This window comes from Nocardia macrotermitis (assembly GCF_009604405.1).
Lineage (GTDB): Bacteria > Actinomycetota > Actinomycetes > Mycobacteriales > Mycobacteriaceae > Nocardia > Nocardia macrotermitis.
In genome coordinates, this window is the sequence record NZ_WEGK01000017.1 from 127,121 (window position 1) to 145,302 (window position 18,182).

The following is an 18,182-nucleotide window of genomic DNA, read 5'->3' on the forward strand; positions in this document are numbered from 1 at the left end:
CACACTGTTCTCAGATCGAGAGCACCGCTCTCGAATTGAACTCTCGGAGGAACCCCCATGGACGCCACCACCCGCTACATCGGCCCGTCCGGTATGGACTCGATCATGAATCGCGTCGTCAACCTGCTGCCGAAGCTGGGCGTCAGCGTCGCCGGTTCCCGCCTGCTGGCCGTGCGCGGCCGCAAGAGCGGCGAATGGCGCACCACCCTGGTCAACGTCCTCACCACCGACGGCCGTCGCTACCTGGTGGCTCCGCGCGGCCACACCCAGTGGGTCCGCAACCTGCGAGTCTCCGGCGCCGGCGAACTCCGTCTGGGCCGCAAGTCCGAAGCCTTCACCGCCATCGAACTCTCCGACGCCGACAAGATTCCGGTACTGCGCGCATACCTCGATCGCTGGGGCTGGGAGGTCGGCCGCTTCTTCGAGGGCGTCACCAAACACGCCACCGACGCCGAATTGGCCGAGATCGCACCGGGTTTCCCCGTCTTCGCACTTTCCTGAGTCCGCAGCGGCCGCCCGGCGTGGCCGACATCGGGCGCTACGTGGGAACTTCCTTTCCCCGGCTCGAAGTGGATTGTCCGGAGTGGAAAGTTCCATCTGGCTTTGATCCAATCTGATGCGAATCAATATGTGTCCGTGAGGATTTCGGCTTTGGATCCGGTCGATGGGCTCAGGTAGTCTTCGGGCATGCCCTCCGTTCTGCACGAGGCGGTGGCCGACTTGTTTCGGCAACGTCCACGACTGGCGGCCGATCTCTTGGCGCTCTCCGATGCGTGCGTCGTACCCGAGTTCGACCATGCGCGACTGGAATCCGGCGATTTTCCGGATATCGACCCGACCGAGTATCGCGCCGATGCGGTCGTCGCGCTGACCAGCGGCAACAGTCCGGTATTGGCCGCGGTGATCGAGGTTCAACTACGGCCGGACCCGGAGAAGGAGTGGAGCTGGCCCGTCTACCTCACCACGCTGCGCGCCCGATTACGTTGTCCCACAGTGTTGTTGGTGTTGTGCGCCGACGATCGCACCGCCGCCCGCTGTCGTCGGCCGCTCCTGCTCGCCCCCGGCTGCACCCTCGTCCCCGTCGTATTCGGCCCTGCGGACGTGCCGGTGATCACCGACCCCGCCCAGGTCGGCGAGAACCCCGAACTGGCGGTGCTGTCGGCAGTCGCCCACCGCAATCATCCCGACCGAGAGCAGATCCTCACGGTCTTCGCCGCCGAGATGGTCGACGTCGCGAACGGTCAAATGTACATTGACCTGGTACTCGCGATACTGCCGCGGGCGGCCCGGAAACTCCTGGAGACTCTTATGGCAACCGGTACCTACCAGTACAAGAGTGAGTTCGCGCGGCGGTATTACGCCGAGGGGGAAGCCAAGGGTGAGGCCAAGGGTGAAGCCTCGGCTCTGCTGACGATCCTTCGCGCCCGGCAGTTGCCTGTTCCCGAGGAGGTCGAGCATGAGGTGCTGTCCTGCTCGGATGTCGACCTGTTGAACTCGTGGGTGAAGCGCGCCGCCACCGCCGCCACGATCGCGGAGGTCTTCGAGAAGTAGTTGCATGGGAGACGTGGGATCTCGGATGAGCTGTGTCGATCGGGCGGTTGTGGTGTCCGAGCTGCTGATCGGGGTTGATGAGGCGCTTGCCGTGGCGCGGCGGGTGCTTGGGATTGCTGTGAAGAAGGACACGGTCGACACGATCCTTGATCGAGGTCGTGCGGCGTTTCAGACGCGCCGAGGCGTTGACTGGTTTGGTTGGGATGGCCGAGCGCGGTGACTTCGATGATCTGCTCGACAAACGCCGATGCTGGCTGTGAATGCTCAACCTGCGTAATGGGTTTCGATATTCAACGGTGACGTAGGGCTGTCATCGCGCAACGGCGGTGGGCATGGGTGTAGGAACAATGTCTCGCACGGTAGGCGGGGGAGGTGGCGTCGGGATTCTGGGGTGTCGGTGATTATTTCGATTATCTCGCAATGGGTTCGCCGCCAGTCGGTGATGAAGTTGTGGGCGGCGGTTGCGGTGGTGCGGTAGTCCAGGAGTAGGTCGCCCAAGGGGATTCGCAGGTGGACGTCCGTGTCGGGTGGGTCCGGTTCGGGCATGTGTCACCGGCGGGTGAATCGGCGATGCCGGGCGTTGGCGTATTCGAGTAGTGCTGCGAAATCTGCTGCGGTGCAGGGGTGTTCGTTATCAATGATGGGCAATGGGTGTGTGTCGTACCGCGGAGTGTGGGGCAGTTCGCGGTACCAGGGTGTGCCGAGCTCGGAGGCGGGTGGCGCGGCGGGGAGTCGCCATCCGAGCAGCCCTGCCGAGAGTGTGCACAGTGCCGGGAATGTCAGTGCCGCAATCGAATAGATGACAATGCTGGTGCTGATCATCGTGGTTCGGTCTTTCGTCGTGCAGTTCTACTGCGTCATGGGATTGGTGTCGAATACGGGTGAGCGGCGGGCCGTGGCCAAGGTGGTTGCAGGACAACGAGTCCCACGGCTTCCAGTGCGGTGAGGCCGACATCCGGCGCCAGCCGTAAGGCAACCGCCGCGCTGTCCGCGATCAGAATCGCCGACAGCGCTTGAACTTTGGTCAGCGTGCGGCCGGGTAGGAACGACACCACCCAGCCCCTCTCGCCGACGAACCTGGCTTGATGAGCTGTCTGATCACTGCTGATCCACGCCTTGTCCACCTGTACGGACATCGGTCCTCGATCCCCCTTCGGATCGTCTGAAGCGCTCATGCTGCGATGGGCGAGCAGTCAGGACACTACGCTGGTTGTATCAACCAGACAAGTAATCAAATGCTTTCGATGTCGATATCCAGTGGCGTGTTGTGCGATACCGTATGGGCGGCCTCATCCGCACGAAAGGTTCGAGATGACAAGGACTTCGCCGACAGTTGCCGGCTGGGAACTGATGCTGCGTATCCTCAACCGCGCCACCGATCGGGGTGTGAAGGCGGGGGCAATCGCCAAGGCGTTGGATGTGAGCCAGCAGTACTGGTCGAAGGTCAGTCATGGTCGCGGCATGCTGAGCGAGGACAAGCTTGCGATCCTGCTGCGGCTACTCGAGTTCGAGCCCGCTGATCAGGGCGAGTTGCGAGCTCTTCGTGAGGTTGCCAAGGGGCAGAATCCGTATGCGGAGTACTCGGCGCTGTTCTACGAGTCCCTCATGCGTTTCTTCGGGCTCGAAGCCGGCGCACAGTGCATCCGGAGCTTCGAAAATGGTGTTGTCCCAGGGCTTTTGCAGACCGAGGACTACATGCGGGCACTGATGAAGGGGAGCGTCGCCACCGGGCGGCCGCACGAAGTCGAGCAGCGCGTCAAAGCGCGGCGGCAGCGGCAACAGTTGCTCGATGATCCCGAACCGCTTCAGTTGTCGGTGATCATGGGCGAGGCGGCATTGATGTACCAGGTCGGCGGTCCGGAGGTGCATCGCGAACAGCTACGCCATCTGCTCACCCTCATCGATGGGCGGCCGGAAACGCTCGACATCCGTCTCATTTCGTTCGAGGCGGGAGGGGCGATCGCAGCTTTGAACTCCGCAACCTTTCATCTCCTGGATTTCGAGAGTGGGCGACTGCCGACCTTGGGATGGGTCGAGGCCGCTGCCTATGGCGAGATCGCGGAGGATCGGAAGTGGGTGAACGAGATGGGCTACCTGTACAGCCAGGTGCAGTCGATCGCGCTCGGCCGGGAGGATTCGATCAACCTGATCGACCGGATTGCGAGTCGGAATATAGGCTAGCCAGTGTGAGTTCGCATTACTTCAAGTCGACATTCAGCGGTGCCGACAGGACCTGCGTGGAGGTCGCACTTGGGGTCGACCACGTTCGCATCCGCGACAGCAAGTACGACGGCGATCCGGCGGCCCAGCCGATCGTGTCGGTGGCTTCCGCCGATTGGCAGGCCGTGCTCGACCTGGTGTTGAGCGGCAATTCAGGTGAAGTCGACGGGGTGTGCATCACCCTCGCGTCGGCGGGCGGCGCGTCGATCACCGCGACAGGTGTTGCGCTGGAGTACAACGCGGCCGAGTGGGATGCGTTCGCGAAGGGTGTCGCCGACGGGCAGTTCGATCCTCACGGATAATTTACCGGCATGCCGTGAGTCACGGAAATTCCTGCTGGACTTGGGAATTCGTGATCCCGTGACACCTCAGCCGGTGGATCTTTGTTGCCGGTACGGAGCCTGTCGACGAGGCTCACCGGTCTGCTCGTCGGTCGCGGTGACCGTCCAGCTTCAGGCTCTGGGGCGCATTTGGTGGTCTCGGTACCCGTCGGCTCGGATGCGGCGTGAACGATCTTGTCGTAATGGGTATTTCGCGCAACGATCGTGATGCGCCGTCCGCGCGGACCCACCGGATCGGCGTGACCACCGAATGTGAACCAGAGCCCAGCTTCCTGCCTCGCTCGGCAGCTCGCCTCGGTAATCCGTCGCCCGCTGGGTTTGCCCCGGTCGAGGCCGGATTGTCCTGGTATTGGGCTCGTTTGCGCTGGGCAGTCGCCTGGGCGTGGTTGGGCCACGTTCGTACCGACGGAGTGGGTGGTGTTCCGTCCCGTGGCAGGCGGTGTTGTCCCTGGCGTCAGGCGGCGATGCCCCGGGGCAAGTGCTGATGCCCCGGGGGTAGGCGGCGACGTCCCGGGGGGTAGGCGGCGATGTCCCAGGGTAGGCGGTGTTGTCCCGGGGCAGGTGGTGATGTCCCGGGGGTCAGGCGGCGAGGTCGCCGGGTTTTCGTTCTCGTAGCCAGCGTTGGTGGGCCGCGTGTTCTCGTTCCCGGCGGGTGTGGATGTGGGTGACGATCTGCGCGAGGAGTTCTCCGGCGTGGTGCAGGCGGTGATGTCCTGGGGTAGTCGGTGATGTCCCCGGGGCAGGCGGTGATGTCTCCGGGGCAGGCGGCGATGCCTCGGGGCAAGTGGTGATGCCCCGGGGTCAGGCGGCGAGGTCGCCGGGTTTTCGTTCCCGTAGCCAACGCTGGTGGGCCGCGCGGTCTCGTTCCCGCCGGGTATGGATTCGCGCGACGATCTGGGCGAGGAGTTCGCCCGCGTGGTGGCGGTGGTTGACGCGTGGGGTGCCGGTCGGGTCGATATGAGCGGGCGCGATCCACGCGGTCCGGCCCGGGAACTGTGAATCCTCGTCCAGGACAACAGTTTTCCAACCGGTATCGGTGTCGTTGATCAGGGCGTGGCAGTGGTCGCACGCCAGAACCAGGTTCTCGATGTCGGTGGGTCCGCCCTTGCTGTGATCACGCACATGATGCACCGCGCACAAGGACGCGGGTGCGTCGCAGCCCGGGCGGGAGCAGCCACCGAGTGCGGCGATCAACGCGAGTCGTTGCGCGGGGGACGCCAGCCGCCGTGTCCGCCCCAGATGCAGGGGTAGCCCGGCGTGGTCGAACACCGCCAGATACGGGCGCGAACGCTCCGCCAGGCGTAGTGCGTCACCGATCGGGACGGTGCCTCCGGTGGCGGTGGTCGCCACCCCCGCACCTTGTTCCACGTCTTCCACGCGCAGGGTGAGCACGGTGGTGACCGGCATCCCCCGATGCGCGCCGAGGGCATCCGGATCGATCAACGTTCCCAGTAGGAGGGTGAACGCGTCGTGGGTGCGTTGCGCGGCGGTGCGGGTATCACGCTGCGCGGCAGCGGTGATCACTGCCGGATCGGTGCGATCCAGATCGGTACCGGGACTGGTCGGGTCGTCCGGGTTCGCCACACCGGGGCGTGCGTATTTGGCCAGGACCGGGTCCAGCAGTGCCCGCAGGACCGGGTCGATGTCGCCGCTGATGGGGGACATCCCGTCCGCGCGTTGGCGGCCGATGCGGATCCCGCGCATGCGGGCGCGATCGGTCGAATCGGTGAGTTTCCCGTCGGGGTCCAGGTGTGCCAGGATGCTGTCCCCGATTGTGCCGATATCGTCGGGGGAGCCGGTGACCGCGAACTCGGCCAGGATCTGTTCGGCCGCGACCCGGTCATCGGTGGCGGTGGTGCGGGGGACCCGGGTCATCACCGCCCCGATCCCGCGAGCGTGCTCGGCCGAGATGTCCCCGCGTCGTAACGCTGCTGCCGTGCACGGTAATTCGGGTTCGCGTTCGTCCCCGGCAAGGTTGCGGAACGTGCCCACACGAGTGGCGGCGCGGACTCGTGCACCGGCTTCGGCGTGGGACAGGCGCAGGGTTTGCATCAGGAACCGTTTGATCGTCTTCGCGCCCGTGTTCGCGGGGATGGATCGGGAATCGATATCGATCAACACCTGGTGTTGGACCGCGGTGAGTATGCGTGCCGCGCGTTCGATCCCGCGCAGCAGTTCCACCACCGCACTATCGGACAGCGGGGTCAATGGCCGGCCGACCAGGTCACCGACCGCGGCCAGCAGCACATCAGCGGTGAGCTCGCCTGCGAACTCCCCGGCATCCACGCTGTTCGAATCCATGTTCGAATTCTATCCCGAAAATCACCCCCGGAACACCGCCACAGCGATGTGAAATCAGAATCTTCACCCTGGACAGCTGACCGAATAATGCTCGCACACAACACTTTTAACCGAACCTGTCTGTGCTGTGCTGTGCTGTGCTGTGCTGTGCTGTGCTGTGCTGTGCTGTGCTGTGCTGTGCTGTGCTGTGCTGTGACGTTTCGGTTCGGCGAAACCGATGCGGTGGATACCGGTGATCGGTTACCCAGGCAGTAATTCACTGATGTGCTGTGACATTTGGAAATTATTGCTGGACTTGGTGATTCGTAGCTCTGCGATCTCCGGCCGGTGGATTCTGTTCATCAGTGACCTTTTTCGGACACCAGAAGCCGTCGATCGTTGCTGCGGAACGCAACTCGTGACAGCCGATCTCCCGCGCGTGTGTCTGCGGCGGTGACCATCTCGATGGGCTGCCGGTGCGTTTCACGTCCCGAGGGCGTCTGCATGTGGCCAGGTCAGCGAACTTGCTTTCTCGTATATGCTGACCACAGTAGTTCCGTGTACTCGGCAATTCGGCGATGGAAGGGGCGACTGTGAGTGTGGCAGTCGATTTCGGCTCGTCCTTCGGCGCTGGACCGTACACGGCGCGGGATCTGCACAACGGTCCGGAGGAGGGGAAGGGCTTCGAGCTGTGGAACGGATGGCTGGTCGAGAAGATGTCGCCGTCGCTGCGTCATAACCGGATGGGGCGGGGGCTGCGCAGTGTGTTCATCGAGGCGGCGCGGCGGGCCGGGGCGGACGTACTTATCGATGGGGGTGAATACGAGTTCGCGTTTCCCGGTGCGGTTCGCAAGCCCGATGTTTTCATCATCGATGCCAAGGCGGAGGAGGCCGGGTTCCTGGAGGGGGAGCTCTACCTCGATCCATCGGACCTGTTGCTGGTCGCCGAGGTGGTTTCGCCTCGAAGCGGTAGTGAGGCACACGATCGGAAGATCAAGCGGGACGAGTATGCGCGGGCCGGGATTCCGCATTACTGGATCGTCGATTTCGCTCCGGTCGCTCGGATCGAGGCGCTCGATCTGGAGCGGGGGCGATACGTTCGTAAGGCCCTGGTCACCGGTGACGACGTGCTGGTGGTCGAGCAGCCGTTCGAGATCAGCGTTTCGCCGAACGTCCTGTTCGAGCTCGGGCGGCGTGACTTCGCCTGATTCGGCGGTGAGTGCGTGATGGGCGAATCGCGGGTCGGCCCGATTTCGCCCGGGTGGCGCGGTCAATCGATGGGGCGGAGTCTGCCTCGGGAGCGGACTATGGGGAGGTCGTGTTGCATTTGCCAGTTCTCCATGATCATGGCGAAGGTTCGGTTGCCTACGCGCAGTTGGGCTTCGGAGCTGACGGGGCGGGTGTAGGTGACTTCCTTGGATTCCCAGAGGCGGCGGAATTCGGGGTGTTGCCAGAGTTGGCGGTGGGCGCGACGGGCCCATTCGGTGTGGCCGTAGCGGCCCATCGTGCCGCGATGCACCGCGACACCCTGGCGGACCTGGTCGTCCCAGTTGATCATGATGTGCCGGGCCTCGTCGGTGAACGACCATTCGAGCATGTACATGCCGGGCGTGTGGGAGGGGAAGGTATCCAGGTACGCCTGGTTGGCCGCGAGTAGTTGGCGCTGCGGGGCGTAGAAGGACACCAGGTCGTCGGTGGTCTCGTCCATTTCGGTGCGCATCATCGGGGAGACCGCGTCCAGGAAAGTTTGCAGCGGCGGCATTTCCATCGCGGTGTCCAGGCCGACCAGGCCGGGATAGGGCGAGGCGTAGCCGGCCAGATCGCAGACGTAACGCCATTCGTCCTCGTCGGCGCGATAAGCGGTGGTCAGCAGGCGCAGGATGCCGACGTCGACCTGGCCGACCTCGTCCCGTTCGACCTTGGTCAGGTAGCTGGCGGTGATGTGCACCTGCGCCGCCGCCTTCTCCCGGCTCAGTTTCCGGTTCGTCGGAAGCGTGCCCTCGGCGTGTCTGCGCTCGGCCTCACGCTGACGCAGAAAGCTCAGGAATTGTCCCAACGTCGGGTTCTCCGGCTCGCGCATCGCTGCGGACATCCTCCCGTGATCTTGTATGCACCGGCAGTGTATACAGCGGTCCGGATGGTCTCGAACCGGTCGAAAGTTGGTGTGCCCTGCTAGGTTTCGGCGCATGGCGGACGAGACCACTGCTGTTGTGGGTGAATCAGCGATCGAGGCGGTCGAGTTGGGGGAGGACTTCTTTCGCGAACCGCACGCCGTGTACGAGCGGTTACGTCGTCGTGGACCGGTGCATTTCGTGCGATTCCCCGATGCGAGCACCGGGTGGTTGGTCACCGGGTACGAGGCGGCCAAGGCGGCGTTCACCGATCCCGGCATCAGCAAGGTCCTCGGTGCGCCCGACGCGCTGGACGCCGTGGCCGCGAGCGGCGGGGACCACACGATACGCAGCGGGTTGTTCAAGGACATGATGGTGTTCTACGACCCGCCCGAGCACACCCGGCTGCGCGCGCTGGTCAACCGGGCGTTCGGCAGCCGTGCGATCCGCGATCTGGAACCCCGCGTGGTCGAGATCGCCGACGCGTTGCTCGCGGACATGGCGACGCGGGCCGACGAGACGCAGGATCTGTTGCAGGAGTACGCGAGTCCGCTGTCGATGCTGGTCATCTGCGAGCTGCTCGGCGTGCCGCCCACCGACCGCGGGCGGTTCCGGGAGTGGTCGGCGATCGTGGTCTCCAGCGAACCGACCCGCGATGCCCGCACGACCGCGGTCCAGGAATTCGTCGGATACATCGATGCGCTGATCCGCGCGAAAATGGCTGCGCCGCAAGAGGATCTGCTGTCCGAACTCATCGCCGCCGGGGAAGGCGGGAACCGGCTCAGTCACCGTGAGCTGATCAGCATGGTGTTCCTGCTCCTGGTCGCCGGATACGAGACCAGTGCCAACCTCATCGGCAACGCCGTTGCGTTGTTGTTGTCCGGCAACGGTTCTCGTGCGTCGCTACGGGAGGATCCCGATCGGATTCCGGCGTTCGTGGAGGAGGTGCTGCGGTACGAGTCGCCGACCCGCGAGACCACTTTCCGGTACACCAGGGAGCCGGTCAGGTTGGGTGGTGTCGAGATTCCGGCGGGGCAGGTCGTCGTGCTGTCGGTCGCCGCCGCCGGCCGCGATCCGGAACGTTTCACCGAGCCGGACGAGTTCGACCCGGATCGCCCCGCCAACCAGCACCTTGCCTTCGGCCACGGCATCCACCGCTGCGTCGGCGCCCAGTTGTCCCGCACCGAGGGCATCGTCGCCCTCACCCGCCTGCTCGCCACCCACCCCGACCTCCAACTCGCCCCCGACGCCGACCTGACCTGGCGCAAAAGCCTCATCGTGCGCGGCCTGACCACCGTCCCGGTCCGCCTACATCCCTGATCAGGCATCCGCGAGCCGCCGGTACCGAGTCCGTCGAGGAGGGGAGGACTCGGTGCCGGTGCGCGGTCGTGCGGGGTGCCATCGCATCCGATCACGCCCGGCAGTGGTCGGTCGGCCGAGTTCGCGGTGGGGGTGTCGTCGAGCCCAGCGCATCTGCGCAACGGTCGGGGGAAGGCTCGGGAGTTGCTCGGAGATCGGCGGTTACACCGGGACCATGGTCAGGAGGTTCTCGGTGCCTCTGAAGTCGTCCGGGTTGCGTGTGTAGAGCGGCAGATCGTTGACCGACGCGATGGCTGCGATCATCAGGTCGACCTTGCGCGGCTTGGGGTTTCGGCCTGCTGCCACGACCAGTTTTGCCAAGGAGGTGAACCGACGGGCGGCGGTGGGGCAGAAGGGGAGCGGATCAAAAGCGTGTTCCAGCTCCAGCATTCGCTCGGTTCGCAGGGCCAGCGTCTCCGGTGTCTTGGCGCTGGCGATGCCCAATCCCAGCTCGGCCAGGGTGAGGGTGCAGATCTTCGGTTCGATCGGCAGGTCTGCTTGGTCCAGTAGTTCGAGATCGATCAGAACGCAGGTGTCCAGCAGCCCAGCCGGAAATCGGGTGTTCGACACCGGCTCAGTCATCGAGGCGATCCTCGCCGAACATCTCGTCGACCTCCGCGCGCTCCTCTGCGCTGCTGGGAAGACCGGCGAATCGGGCCAGCCGTGCTCGGAGCTCAGCAGTGGTGATGCTCCGGCGCGGCGCGATGGGGCGTAACTCGCCGACCGGTCGGCCATTGCGGGTGATGATGTAGTCGTCGCCGGCTTCGAGTCCGTCCATCACGCCCGCGCTGCCATTGCGCAACTCGGCCTGGGTGATCGTCTTCGTCATAACACGACGATAGCAACGGTTGCTATGTCTCGCTATGTCGCGTCGCCCAACTTGTTGCGGTGGATCGGCGATCGGCCGGAGCGGTCCGCTGGAGCTTCGGTGCGGGTGTCGCGTTGTGTCGTGGCGGATATGCCGCACACCACGGAAATTATTACGAGACTTGGTGATTCGTAATTCCGTCGAACTTCGGCCGTTGGATTCGTTCATCGCTTGTCGATTGTCGCTGCGGAACGCCACTCGCGTCAGATGACGTTCCGCGTTCACGTTCCGCGCTTCATCTCTAATTCGCTTATAATTATGATATTTACTTGCAGTTCTCTGATTTACCTCCTATACTACCTGTAGTCAACAGGCCTATGGAGGGGCGATGAAGCATACGATCGAGGTGGGGAGAGACACCTACGAGAAGCTCGTACTCGTTGCGCGACTTACGGGTTCGACCCCTGGGGCGGTGGTCGAGAAGATGGTTGCGGATGCGAGTGCGGAACGGGAGCCTGCCGCGCCGGTGGCAGAGTCATCCGGCGGTGACAGGCTGGTCGGCGTCTATGTGACGTACGACGGTTATCGAATTACCGGGAGCTACGACGTCGCTACGAAGCGTATCGATATCACGTCCGGAAGGCTCGGGGGCAGAAGTTACAAGACTCCGAGTGCGGCTGCGAGAGCGGTCGTCGAGGACCTCAATCCGCGGGTGAACTCGAATCGTAACGGGTGGACCTTCTGGCTGCTCGAAGACGGTCGTGGTCCGCTGCAGGCGATCCGGGGAGACTGACTCGACTCTTGTTTGCTCTATTTACTCTAAATTCTTGATATTCCTGCATGGTGTTTCAGTGGACCGGGTCGTGGATGGGGAAGCCGAGTTGTTCGGCGACGTGGGTCATGTTCTTGTCGTGGGTGACGATGACGAGTTCGTCCAGGCCGCAACGGAGTGCGGACGCGAGGTGGATGGCGTCGAGTGTGCGAATGTGCGAGATGATCGCTTCCGCCTCGTTCAGGACCGCGTGGTCGACCGCGACCAGGTGGACGTAGTCGATGATCTGGTCGCGGGCGGCAACCGGAAGTCCTTCGCGGCGAAGGACTCTGGTGATCTCGGTGCGCAGGAGCCGGGAGGAGATCACTCGGTCGGATCGGCTGGCGGTGGCGTTGTCGAACCAGGTTGCGGCCTCGGGTGAATGTCCGAGGATGATCCTGACGGCGACCGAGGTGTCGAGGTAGTAATCGGTCACCAATCGCCCTTTTCGGACTCCAGCAACTCGTCGACGCTCGCGGCGGATCGAAGCTCGTGCCGGGCGATGTCCCGGGTGTGCGCTCCACCCTCGGTTGCCCGTGGCGCGATGAGGTGCGATGACGTGGTTGCCGGAACGATGAAGCCGACCCGTTGATTGTGTCTGGTCAACTCGTAGACCTCGCCGGATTCCACGTCGGCGACCATTTCGGCAGGGTTCTGGCGTAGCTCACCCACGGAAATCGTCTTCATACGGCCAGGTTATCGAGCATTGTCTACGTATGTCTACATTTGCCTCGGTGGGGTACTTCGTACGGTGAGCCCGAGTGGGGTCGGTCACAGGGCTGGAGTCCGGTCGGGCCCGATTTTGTCCTGGTAGTGGGCTTGTCTACACTGGTCCAGTTGCCTGGGTAGGTCTGTGTGCGTTGTGGCGTGCGCGGGGCTCGGGGGACATGCACTTCATTCGGTCGACAGAAGGTCGGCCGGACCAGCCGAATTGTCATAGGCCCACTACTCGCGTGTGCGGGTGCTGTATGGGAACCGTGGCGAGAAAGGTTAGCGGTCACGTATGACCATGACAGATCCGATCGCAGACTTCCTGACCCGTCTGCGCAACGCCAACTCGGCGTACCACGACCAGGTGAAGGCTCCGCACTCGAAGCTCAAGGCGAACATCGCCGAGATTCTCAAGCGTGAGGGTTACATCTCCGATTACCGGACCGAGGACGCGAACGTGGGCAAGACCCTCATCGTGGACCTCAAGTACGGCCCCAGCCGTGAGCGCAGCCTGCAGGGCGTGCGCCGCGTGTCCAAGCCGGGTCTGCGTGTGTACGCGAAGTCCACCAACTTGCCCAAGGTCCTGGGCGGCCTCGGCGTGGCCATCATCTCCACGTCGACCGGCCTGCTGACCGACCGTCAGGCCAAGCAGCAGGGCGTGGGCGGCGAAGTCCTCGCCTACGTCTGGTAAGGGAGGTCAGGACAATGTCGCGTATCGGTAAGAAGCCGATCACCGTTCCCGCCGGCGTCGAGGTCACCATCGAGGGCCAGAACGTCGCGGTCAAGGGGCCCAAGGGCACCCTGTCGCACGTCGTCGCCGAGCCCATCAGCATCAGCAAGGCCGAGAGTGGCGAGCTCGAGGTCGTCCGTCCGGACGACGAGCGCCGCAACCGCTCCCTGCACGGCCTGACCCGCACCCTGGTCTCGAACATGATCGAGGGCGTGACCAAGGGCTACGAGAAGAAGATGGAAATCTTCGGCGTCGGTTACCGCGTGCAGGCCAAGGGCTCGAACCTCGAGTTCGCCCTGGGCTACAGCCACCCGGTGCCGATCGAGGCCCCCGAGGGCATCACCTTCGCGGTGGAGTCGCCCACCAAGTTCTCGGTCGCGGGTATCGACAAGCAGAAGGTCGGCCAGATCGCCGCGGTGATCCACGGCCTGCGCAAGCCCGACCCGTACAAGGGCAAGGGCATCCGCTACGCCGGTGAGGTCGTTCGCCGCAAGGTCGGAAAGACGGGTAAGTAAGCCATGGCACAAACAGAAGCTCAGAAGTCCGCGCGCAAGCCACTCGGCAAGGACGCGTCGACTCGTCGGCGTAACGCCAAGGTCCGTCGCCACTTCCGGCTGCGCAAGAAGGTCGCCGGCACCACCGAGCGTCCGCGCCTGGTGGTCAACCGCTCCTCGCGGCACCTGCACGCCCAGCTCATCGACGACTCGGCCGGCAAGACCATCGCCGCCGCCTCCTCGATCGAGGCCGACGTGCGTGCGCTCGAGGGCGACAAGACCGCCAAGGGCCGCAAGGTCGGCGAGCTGCTCGCCGCCCGCGCCAAGGCCGCCGGTGTCGAGGCCGCGGTGTTCGACCGCGGTGGCCACGACTACCACGGCCGCATCGCCGCACTGGCCGATGCCGCGCGCGAAGGCGGGTTGAAGTTCTGATGCAGACTCAGCTCGTGAACCGAATGACCCTGAACGGAAGGAACGTCTGATGCCGGGACGTCAGCGGCGTGACGGCGGCAACGGACCCGCCGGACAGAACAGCGGCCCCGAGGGCGGCCGTCAGGAACGTGGCGGCGGTCGTGACCGTCGCGGTGATCGCGGTGGGCGTGACAACGCCGCCGAGAAGAACCAGCTCGAGCGCGTAGTCGCGATCAACCGCGTCTCCAAGGTCGTGAAGGGTGGTCGTCGCTTCAGCTTCACCGCCCTGGTGATCGTGGGCGACGGCAACGGTCTGGTCGGCGTCGGCTACGGCAAGGCCAAGGAAGTTCCCGCGGCCATCCAGAAGGGTGTCGAGGAGGCTCGCAAGGGCTTCTTCCGCGTCCCGATGATCGGCTCCACCATCACCCACCCCGTGCAGGGTGAGGCGGCCGCCGGTGTGGTCATGCTGCGTCCGGCCTCGCCCGGTACCGGTGTGATCGCGGGTGGCGCGGCTCGCGCGGTGCTGGAATGCGCCGGTATCCACGACATTCTGGCCAAGTCGCTGGGTAGCGACAACGCCATCAACGTCGTGCACGCCACCGTTGCGGCCCTGAAGATGCTCCAGCGTCCCGAAGAGGTCGCCGCCCGCCGCGGTCTGCCGATCGAGGACGTGGCTCCCGCGGGCATGCTGCGTGCACGTGCCGGACAGGGAGTCTAGACATGGCACAGCTGAAGATCACCCAGATCAAGAGCACAATCGGCGCGAAGGCGAACCAGCGTGATTCGCTGCGCACCCTCGGCCTGCGCAAGATCCGGCAGAGCGTCGTCCGTGAGGACAACGCCCAGAACCGTGGTCTGGTCAACGTCGTGCGCCACCTCGTTACCGTTGAGGAGGTAAACGCATGACCCCGATCAAGCTCCACCACCTGCGCCCGGCAGCGGGCTCGAAGAAGGACAAGATCCGCGTCGGTCGCGGTGAGGGTTCCAAGGGCAAGACCGCGGGCCGCGGTACCAAGGGTACGAAGGCTCGCAAGAACGTCCCCGCCCGCTTCGAGGGTGGCCAGATGCCGCTGCACATGCGGCTGCCGAAGCTCAAGGGCTTCACCAACCCGTTCCGCGTCGAGTACCAGGTGGTGAACGTCGGCGATATCGCCCGGCTGTTCCCGCAGGGTGGCGAGATCGGCAAGGCCGAACTGGTCGCCGCCGGCGCCGTGCGCAAGAACGAACTGGTGAAGGTCCTCGGCGAGGGCGAGATCGGCGTGGCCGTTCAGGTCAGCGTCGACAAGTTCTCCGGCTCGGCCAAGGAGAAGATCACCGCGGCCGGTGGCACCGCCACCGAGCTGGGCTGACAGTAACCGGTGCGGCGGGGCGGTAACGTGGCGAAAGGCCACGTGAACGCCTCGCGTACGTCGCAGTACTACACAGGTCGCCGGACGGGTGAGAGCCCGTCCGGCGTCGCTGTTAGAGTTCAAGTGTTGTCTGCCAAGACCTGTCGAAACCCGGGCATGACCCAACATGTCGTTAGCCAGGAGGATCTGTGCTTTCCGCCTTCGTGTCGGCTTTCCGGACCCCGGACCTACGGCGGAAGATTCTCTTCACGCTGGGCCTGATCGCGCTGTACCGCATCGGTGCGGCGCTGCCGTCGCCCGGTGTCGACTACAAGGCTGTCAAGCACTGCGTCGACGTCGTCAACGGTGGTGGTGACGCTGGTATCTACCAGCTCATCAATATGTTCTCCGGTGGTGCGCTACTGCAACTCTCGGTGTTCGCGATCGGCATCATGCCGTACATCACCGCGAGCATCATCATCCAGTTGTTGCGTGTGGTCATTCCGCGCTTCGAGGAACTGCACAAAGAAGGCCAGGCCGGCCAGAACAAGATGACGCAGTACACCCGCTACCTGTCGGTGGCGCTGGCGATTCTGCAGGCCACCGGTCTGGTGGCGCTGGCCTCCCGCAAGCTGCTGCTGCGCGGCTGCGATCAGGACATCCTCACCGACAAGGGCATTTTCGGCATGATCATCATCGTGCTGGTGATGACCGCCGGTGCGGCCCTGGTGATGTGGCTGGGCGAGTTGATCACCGAGCGCGGTATCGGAAACGGTATGTCGCTGTTGATCTTCGCCGGTATCGCCGCGCGACTGCCCGCGCAGGGCAAGGGCATCCTGGACAGCCGCGGTGGACTGATCTTCGGGACGGTCATCGTGGCGGCGCTGGTGGTGGTCGTCGGTGTCATCTTCGTCGAGCAGGGCCAGCGCCGGATTCCGGTGCAGTACGCCAAACGTGTTGTCGGGCGCAAGATGTACGGCGGCTCGTCGACCTATCTGCCGTTGAAGGTCAACCAGGCCGGTGTGATCCCGGTGATCTTCGCGTCCTCGCTGCTGTATCTGCCGAACCTGGTGGCGCAGCTCACCCAGGGGCATTCGGGCGGTACGGGCAGCTGGTGGCAGAAGATCATTCAGGAATACCTGGTCAATCCGGGTAATCCTGTTTATGTCGCGATCTATTTCATATTGATCGTGTTCTTCACCTACTTCTACGTCGCGATCACCTTCAGTCCGGAGGAACGCGCGGACGAGATGAAGAAGTTCGGTGGTTTCATTCCCGGATATCGCCCGGGTAAGCCGACCGCGGACTATCTGACTCGGGTACTGAGCCGAATCACCCTGCCCGGTTCCATCTATCTGGGCGCTGTGGCAGTACTGCCGAACCTGTTCCTGGACATCGGCGGGTCCGGTGGGGCCGGGAGTCAGCTGCCGTTCGGTGGTACATCGATCCTGATCGTCGTGAGTGTGGGCCTCGATACGGTGAAACAGATCGAGAGCCAGCTGATGAACAGAAATTACGAAGGGTTCCTCAAGTGAGACTCGTACTCCTAGGTCCGCCGGGCGCCGGCAAGGGCACGCAAGCCGAACTACTGTCGGACAAGCTGGGTGTCCCGCACATCTCCACCGGGAACCTGTTCCGTGCGAACATCTCGCAGCAGACCCCGCTCGGTCGCGAGGCGCAGCGGTACATCGACGCGGGCAATCTGGTGCCCAGCGACGTCACCAACCGCATGGTGGAATCCCGCATCGCCGAACCGGACGCGGTGAAGGGTTTCGTCCTGGACGGCTATCCGCGCACGGTCGATCAGGCCGAGGCCCTGGAGCAGATGCTCAAGGAGGCCGGGCACGAGCTCACCGCCGTGATCAGCATCGAGGTCGCCGAGGACGTCGTGGTCGGGCGCATGCTGGGTCGTGGTCGTTCGGACGACACCGAGGACGTCATCCGGAACCGGATGCACGTGTACCAGTCGGAGACCGCGCCGTTGCTCGAGCACTACGACGGGCTGGTCGTCACCGTGGACGGTGTCGGTGAGGTCGACGAGGTCAACGGTCGCGTGCTGCGGGCGCTGGGTCGCTGACGCGAATGGTCTTCGGCCGCAAGAACAAGAAGGTGGTGCCGTTCCGCACCTCCGGCGAGCTGGACGCGATGGCGGCGGCGGGTGCGGTCGTGGGCCGGGCCCTGGTCGCGGTGCGTGCCGCGGCGAAGCCGGGCGTCTCCACGCTGGAGTTGGACGAGGTCGCCGAGCAGGTCATCCGGGATGCCGGTGCGGTGCCCTCGTTCAAGGGGTACCACGGCTTTCCGGGGTCGATCTGCTCCTCGGTCAATGATCGTGTGGTGCACGGGATTCCGGTTGCGGACGAGGTGCTCGCCGAGGGCGATCTGGTATCCATCGACTGCGGCGCCATTCTCGAGGGCTGGCACGGTGATTCGGCGTGGACGTTCGGCGTCGGCGAGATCATCGAGGCCGATCGGCTGCTGAGCGACGCGACCCGGTTGTCCATGGACGCCGGGATCGCCGCGATGGTGCCGGGGAATCGGCTCACCGATATCTCGCATGCGATCGAGTTGGGGACGCGCGCGGCCGAACAGGAGCACGGGCGGTCCTACGGCATCGTCGACGGGTACGGCGGGCACGCCATCGGCCGGGAGATGCACATGGATCCGTTCCTGGCGAACGAGGGCGCGCCGGGGCGCGGGCCTCGGCTGGTCGTCGGGTCGGTGCTGGCGATCGAGCCGATGCTGACGTTGGGGACCACACAGACCAAGGTGCTCGGTGACGACTGGACCGTGGTGACCACCGATGGGACTCGGGCGGCGCACTGGGAACACACCGTGGCGGTGACCGAGGACGGTCCGCGGATTCTGACACCGCGGCCGGAGTAGGCACTGCGGGAAGCTGCGTCCGATTGGCGGTGACCGAGGACGGTCCGCGGATTCTGACACCGCGGCCGGAGTAGGCACTGCGGGAGGCTGCGTCCGGGACAGCTCGCGAATCCCGTCGCCACCTGCGGAACAACCACATATCGA

24 protein-coding genes are annotated in these 18,182 nt (G+C 64.4%); 17 read left to right on the plus strand and 7 right to left on the minus strand.

The window, feature by feature from the left end:
* Positions 1-57 precede the first annotated feature (57 nt).
* The 3 genes from NRB20_RS30885 to NRB20_RS30895 all read left to right on the plus strand — a co-directional run bounded on the left by NRB20_RS30885 (position 58) and on the right by NRB20_RS30895 (position 1,771).
* Positions 58-501 carry a nitroreductase family deazaflavin-dependent oxidoreductase gene (locus tag NRB20_RS30885; RefSeq protein WP_153414932.1) on the plus strand — a complete coding sequence of 148 codons (444 nt, stop codon included), beginning with the start codon at positions 58-60 and terminating at the stop codon, positions 499-501.
* Positions 502-687: 186 nt separating this feature from the next.
* Positions 688-1,551, plus strand: a complete 864-nt coding sequence (locus tag NRB20_RS30890; protein WP_153414933.1) for an RpnC/YadD family protein — start codon at positions 688-690, stop codon at positions 1,549-1,551.
* Between the two features lie 25 nt (positions 1,552-1,576).
* Positions 1,577-1,771, plus strand: a complete 195-nt coding sequence (locus tag NRB20_RS30895) for a hypothetical protein (RefSeq protein ID WP_227834035.1) — start codon at positions 1,577-1,579, stop codon at positions 1,769-1,771.
* A 637-nt stretch (positions 1,772-2,408) separates the two neighbouring features.
* Here NRB20_RS30895 and NRB20_RS30900 read toward each other — a convergent pair.
* Entirely contained in the window at positions 2,409-2,687 is a 279-nt protein-coding gene (locus tag NRB20_RS30900; protein WP_153414934.1) for a hypothetical protein, read from the minus strand.
* A gap of 175 nt (positions 2,688-2,862) precedes the next feature.
* On the opposite strand from NRB20_RS30900, the gene NRB20_RS37750 reads away from it, so the two are divergent.
* Positions 2,863-3,732 carry a helix-turn-helix domain-containing protein gene (locus NRB20_RS37750; RefSeq protein ID WP_194290069.1) on the plus strand — a complete coding sequence of 290 codons (870 nt, stop codon included), beginning with the start codon at positions 2,863-2,865 and terminating at the stop codon, positions 3,730-3,732.
* Positions 3,733-3,737: 5 nt separating this feature from the next.
* Positions 3,738-4,073 carry a DUF397 domain-containing protein gene (locus NRB20_RS30905; RefSeq protein WP_194290070.1) on the plus strand — a complete coding sequence of 112 codons (336 nt, stop codon included), beginning with the start codon at positions 3,738-3,740 and terminating at the stop codon, positions 4,071-4,073.
* An 840-nt stretch (positions 4,074-4,913) separates the two neighbouring features.
* Here the strand turns inward: NRB20_RS30905 and NRB20_RS30910 are convergent.
* Complete coding sequence (locus NRB20_RS30910) at positions 4,914-6,413, minus strand: HNH endonuclease signature motif containing protein (protein WP_153414936.1); 1,500 nt, start codon at positions 6,411-6,413, stop codon at positions 4,914-4,916.
* Positions 6,414-6,985: 572 nt separating this feature from the next.
* On the opposite strand from NRB20_RS30910, the gene NRB20_RS30920 reads away from it, so the two are divergent.
* Positions 6,986-7,600 (plus strand): Uma2 family endonuclease, encoded by a 615-nt coding sequence (locus tag NRB20_RS30920; protein WP_194290071.1) that lies wholly within the window; start codon positions 6,986-6,988, stop codon positions 7,598-7,600.
* 62 nt (positions 7,601-7,662) lie between these two features.
* Here NRB20_RS30920 and NRB20_RS30925 read toward each other — a convergent pair whose 3' ends face one another.
* A complete protein-coding gene (locus tag NRB20_RS30925; protein ID WP_194290072.1) occupies positions 7,663-8,472 on the minus strand; it encodes an MmyB family transcriptional regulator in 810 nt (269 codons plus the stop codon).
* Between the two features lie 106 nt (positions 8,473-8,578).
* Between NRB20_RS30925 and NRB20_RS30930 the strand changes: the two genes are divergently transcribed.
* On the plus strand, positions 8,579-9,823 hold the full coding sequence (locus NRB20_RS30930; protein ID WP_153414940.1) for a cytochrome P450 family protein: 1,245 nt from the start codon (positions 8,579-8,581) through the stop codon (positions 9,821-9,823).
* Positions 9,824-10,024: 201 nt separating this feature from the next.
* Here NRB20_RS30930 and NRB20_RS30935 read toward each other — a convergent pair whose 3' ends face one another.
* Together NRB20_RS30935 and NRB20_RS30940 are read right to left on the minus strand one after the other, a co-directional pair.
* Complete coding sequence (locus NRB20_RS30935; RefSeq protein WP_153414941.1) at positions 10,025-10,444, minus strand: type II toxin-antitoxin system VapC family toxin; 420 nt, start codon at positions 10,442-10,444, stop codon at positions 10,025-10,027.
* Complete coding sequence (locus tag NRB20_RS30940) at positions 10,437-10,691, minus strand: type II toxin-antitoxin system Phd/YefM family antitoxin (protein ID WP_153414942.1); 255 nt, start codon at positions 10,689-10,691, stop codon at positions 10,437-10,439. Before NRB20_RS30940 ends, NRB20_RS30935 begins: the two co-directional genes overlap by 8 nt.
* A gap of 367 nt (positions 10,692-11,058) precedes the next feature.
* Here NRB20_RS30940 and NRB20_RS30945 point away from each other — a divergent pair, with 367 nt between their 5' ends.
* Positions 11,059-11,463 carry a hypothetical protein gene (locus NRB20_RS30945; protein WP_153414943.1) on the plus strand — a complete coding sequence of 135 codons (405 nt, stop codon included), beginning with the start codon at positions 11,059-11,061 and terminating at the stop codon, positions 11,461-11,463.
* Between the two features lie 55 nt (positions 11,464-11,518).
* On the opposite strand, the gene NRB20_RS30950 is transcribed toward NRB20_RS30945, so the two are convergent.
* Together NRB20_RS30950 and NRB20_RS30955 are read right to left on the minus strand one after the other, a co-directional pair.
* Complete coding sequence (locus tag NRB20_RS30950) at positions 11,519-11,917, minus strand: type II toxin-antitoxin system VapC family toxin (protein WP_319945612.1); 399 nt, start codon at positions 11,915-11,917, stop codon at positions 11,519-11,521.
* Complete coding sequence (locus NRB20_RS30955) at positions 11,914-12,168, minus strand: type II toxin-antitoxin system Phd/YefM family antitoxin (protein WP_153414945.1); 255 nt, start codon at positions 12,166-12,168, stop codon at positions 11,914-11,916. The genes NRB20_RS30950 and NRB20_RS30955 overlap by 4 nt, the downstream gene beginning before the upstream one ends.
* Before the next feature lie 316 nt (positions 12,169-12,484).
* On the opposite strand from NRB20_RS30955, the gene rpsH reads away from it, so the two are divergent.
* The 9 genes from rpsH (at position 12,485) to map (ending at position 18,038) form a co-directional block, all read left to right on the plus strand.
* Positions 12,485-12,883 carry a 30S ribosomal protein S8 gene (gene rpsH / locus NRB20_RS30960; RefSeq protein WP_153414946.1) on the plus strand — a complete coding sequence of 133 codons (399 nt, stop codon included), beginning with the start codon at positions 12,485-12,487 and terminating at the stop codon, positions 12,881-12,883.
* A gap of 14 nt (positions 12,884-12,897) precedes the next feature.
* On the plus strand, positions 12,898-13,437 hold the full coding sequence (gene rplF, locus NRB20_RS30965) for a 50S ribosomal protein L6 (protein WP_153414947.1): 540 nt from the start codon (positions 12,898-12,900) through the stop codon (positions 13,435-13,437).
* Between the two features lie 3 nt (positions 13,438-13,440).
* Positions 13,441-13,848: a 50S ribosomal protein L18 gene (gene rplR, locus NRB20_RS30970; protein WP_153414948.1), complete on the plus strand. Its 408-nt coding sequence runs from the start codon at positions 13,441-13,443 to the stop codon at positions 13,846-13,848.
* 49 nt (positions 13,849-13,897) lie between these two features.
* The gene (rpsE, locus tag NRB20_RS30975) at positions 13,898-14,545 is read left to right on the plus strand and encodes a 30S ribosomal protein S5 (protein ID WP_040818518.1); all 648 of its coding nucleotides are present in this window, start codon (positions 13,898-13,900) and stop codon (positions 14,543-14,545) included.
* 2 nt (positions 14,546-14,547) lie between these two features.
* Positions 14,548-14,733 (plus strand): 50S ribosomal protein L30, encoded by a 186-nt coding sequence (gene rpmD, locus NRB20_RS30980; RefSeq protein WP_153414949.1) that lies wholly within the window; start codon positions 14,548-14,550, stop codon positions 14,731-14,733.
* A complete protein-coding gene (gene rplO / locus NRB20_RS30985) occupies positions 14,730-15,176 on the plus strand; it encodes a 50S ribosomal protein L15 (protein ID WP_153414950.1) in 447 nt (148 codons plus the stop codon). The genes rpmD and rplO overlap by 4 nt, the downstream gene beginning before the upstream one ends.
* 188 nt (positions 15,177-15,364) lie before the next feature.
* Complete coding sequence (gene secY, locus NRB20_RS30990; protein ID WP_319945613.1) at positions 15,365-16,690, plus strand: preprotein translocase subunit SecY; 1,326 nt, start codon at positions 15,365-15,367, stop codon at positions 16,688-16,690.
* The gene (locus NRB20_RS30995) at positions 16,687-17,232 is read left to right on the plus strand and encodes an adenylate kinase (RefSeq protein WP_319945614.1); all 546 of its coding nucleotides are present in this window, start codon (positions 16,687-16,689) and stop codon (positions 17,230-17,232) included. Before secY ends, NRB20_RS30995 begins: the two co-directional genes overlap by 4 nt.
* A 5-nt stretch (positions 17,233-17,237) precedes the next feature.
* A complete protein-coding gene (map, locus tag NRB20_RS31000; protein WP_153414951.1) occupies positions 17,238-18,038 on the plus strand; it encodes a type I methionyl aminopeptidase in 801 nt (266 codons plus the stop codon).
* Positions 18,039-18,182 lie beyond the last annotated feature (144 nt).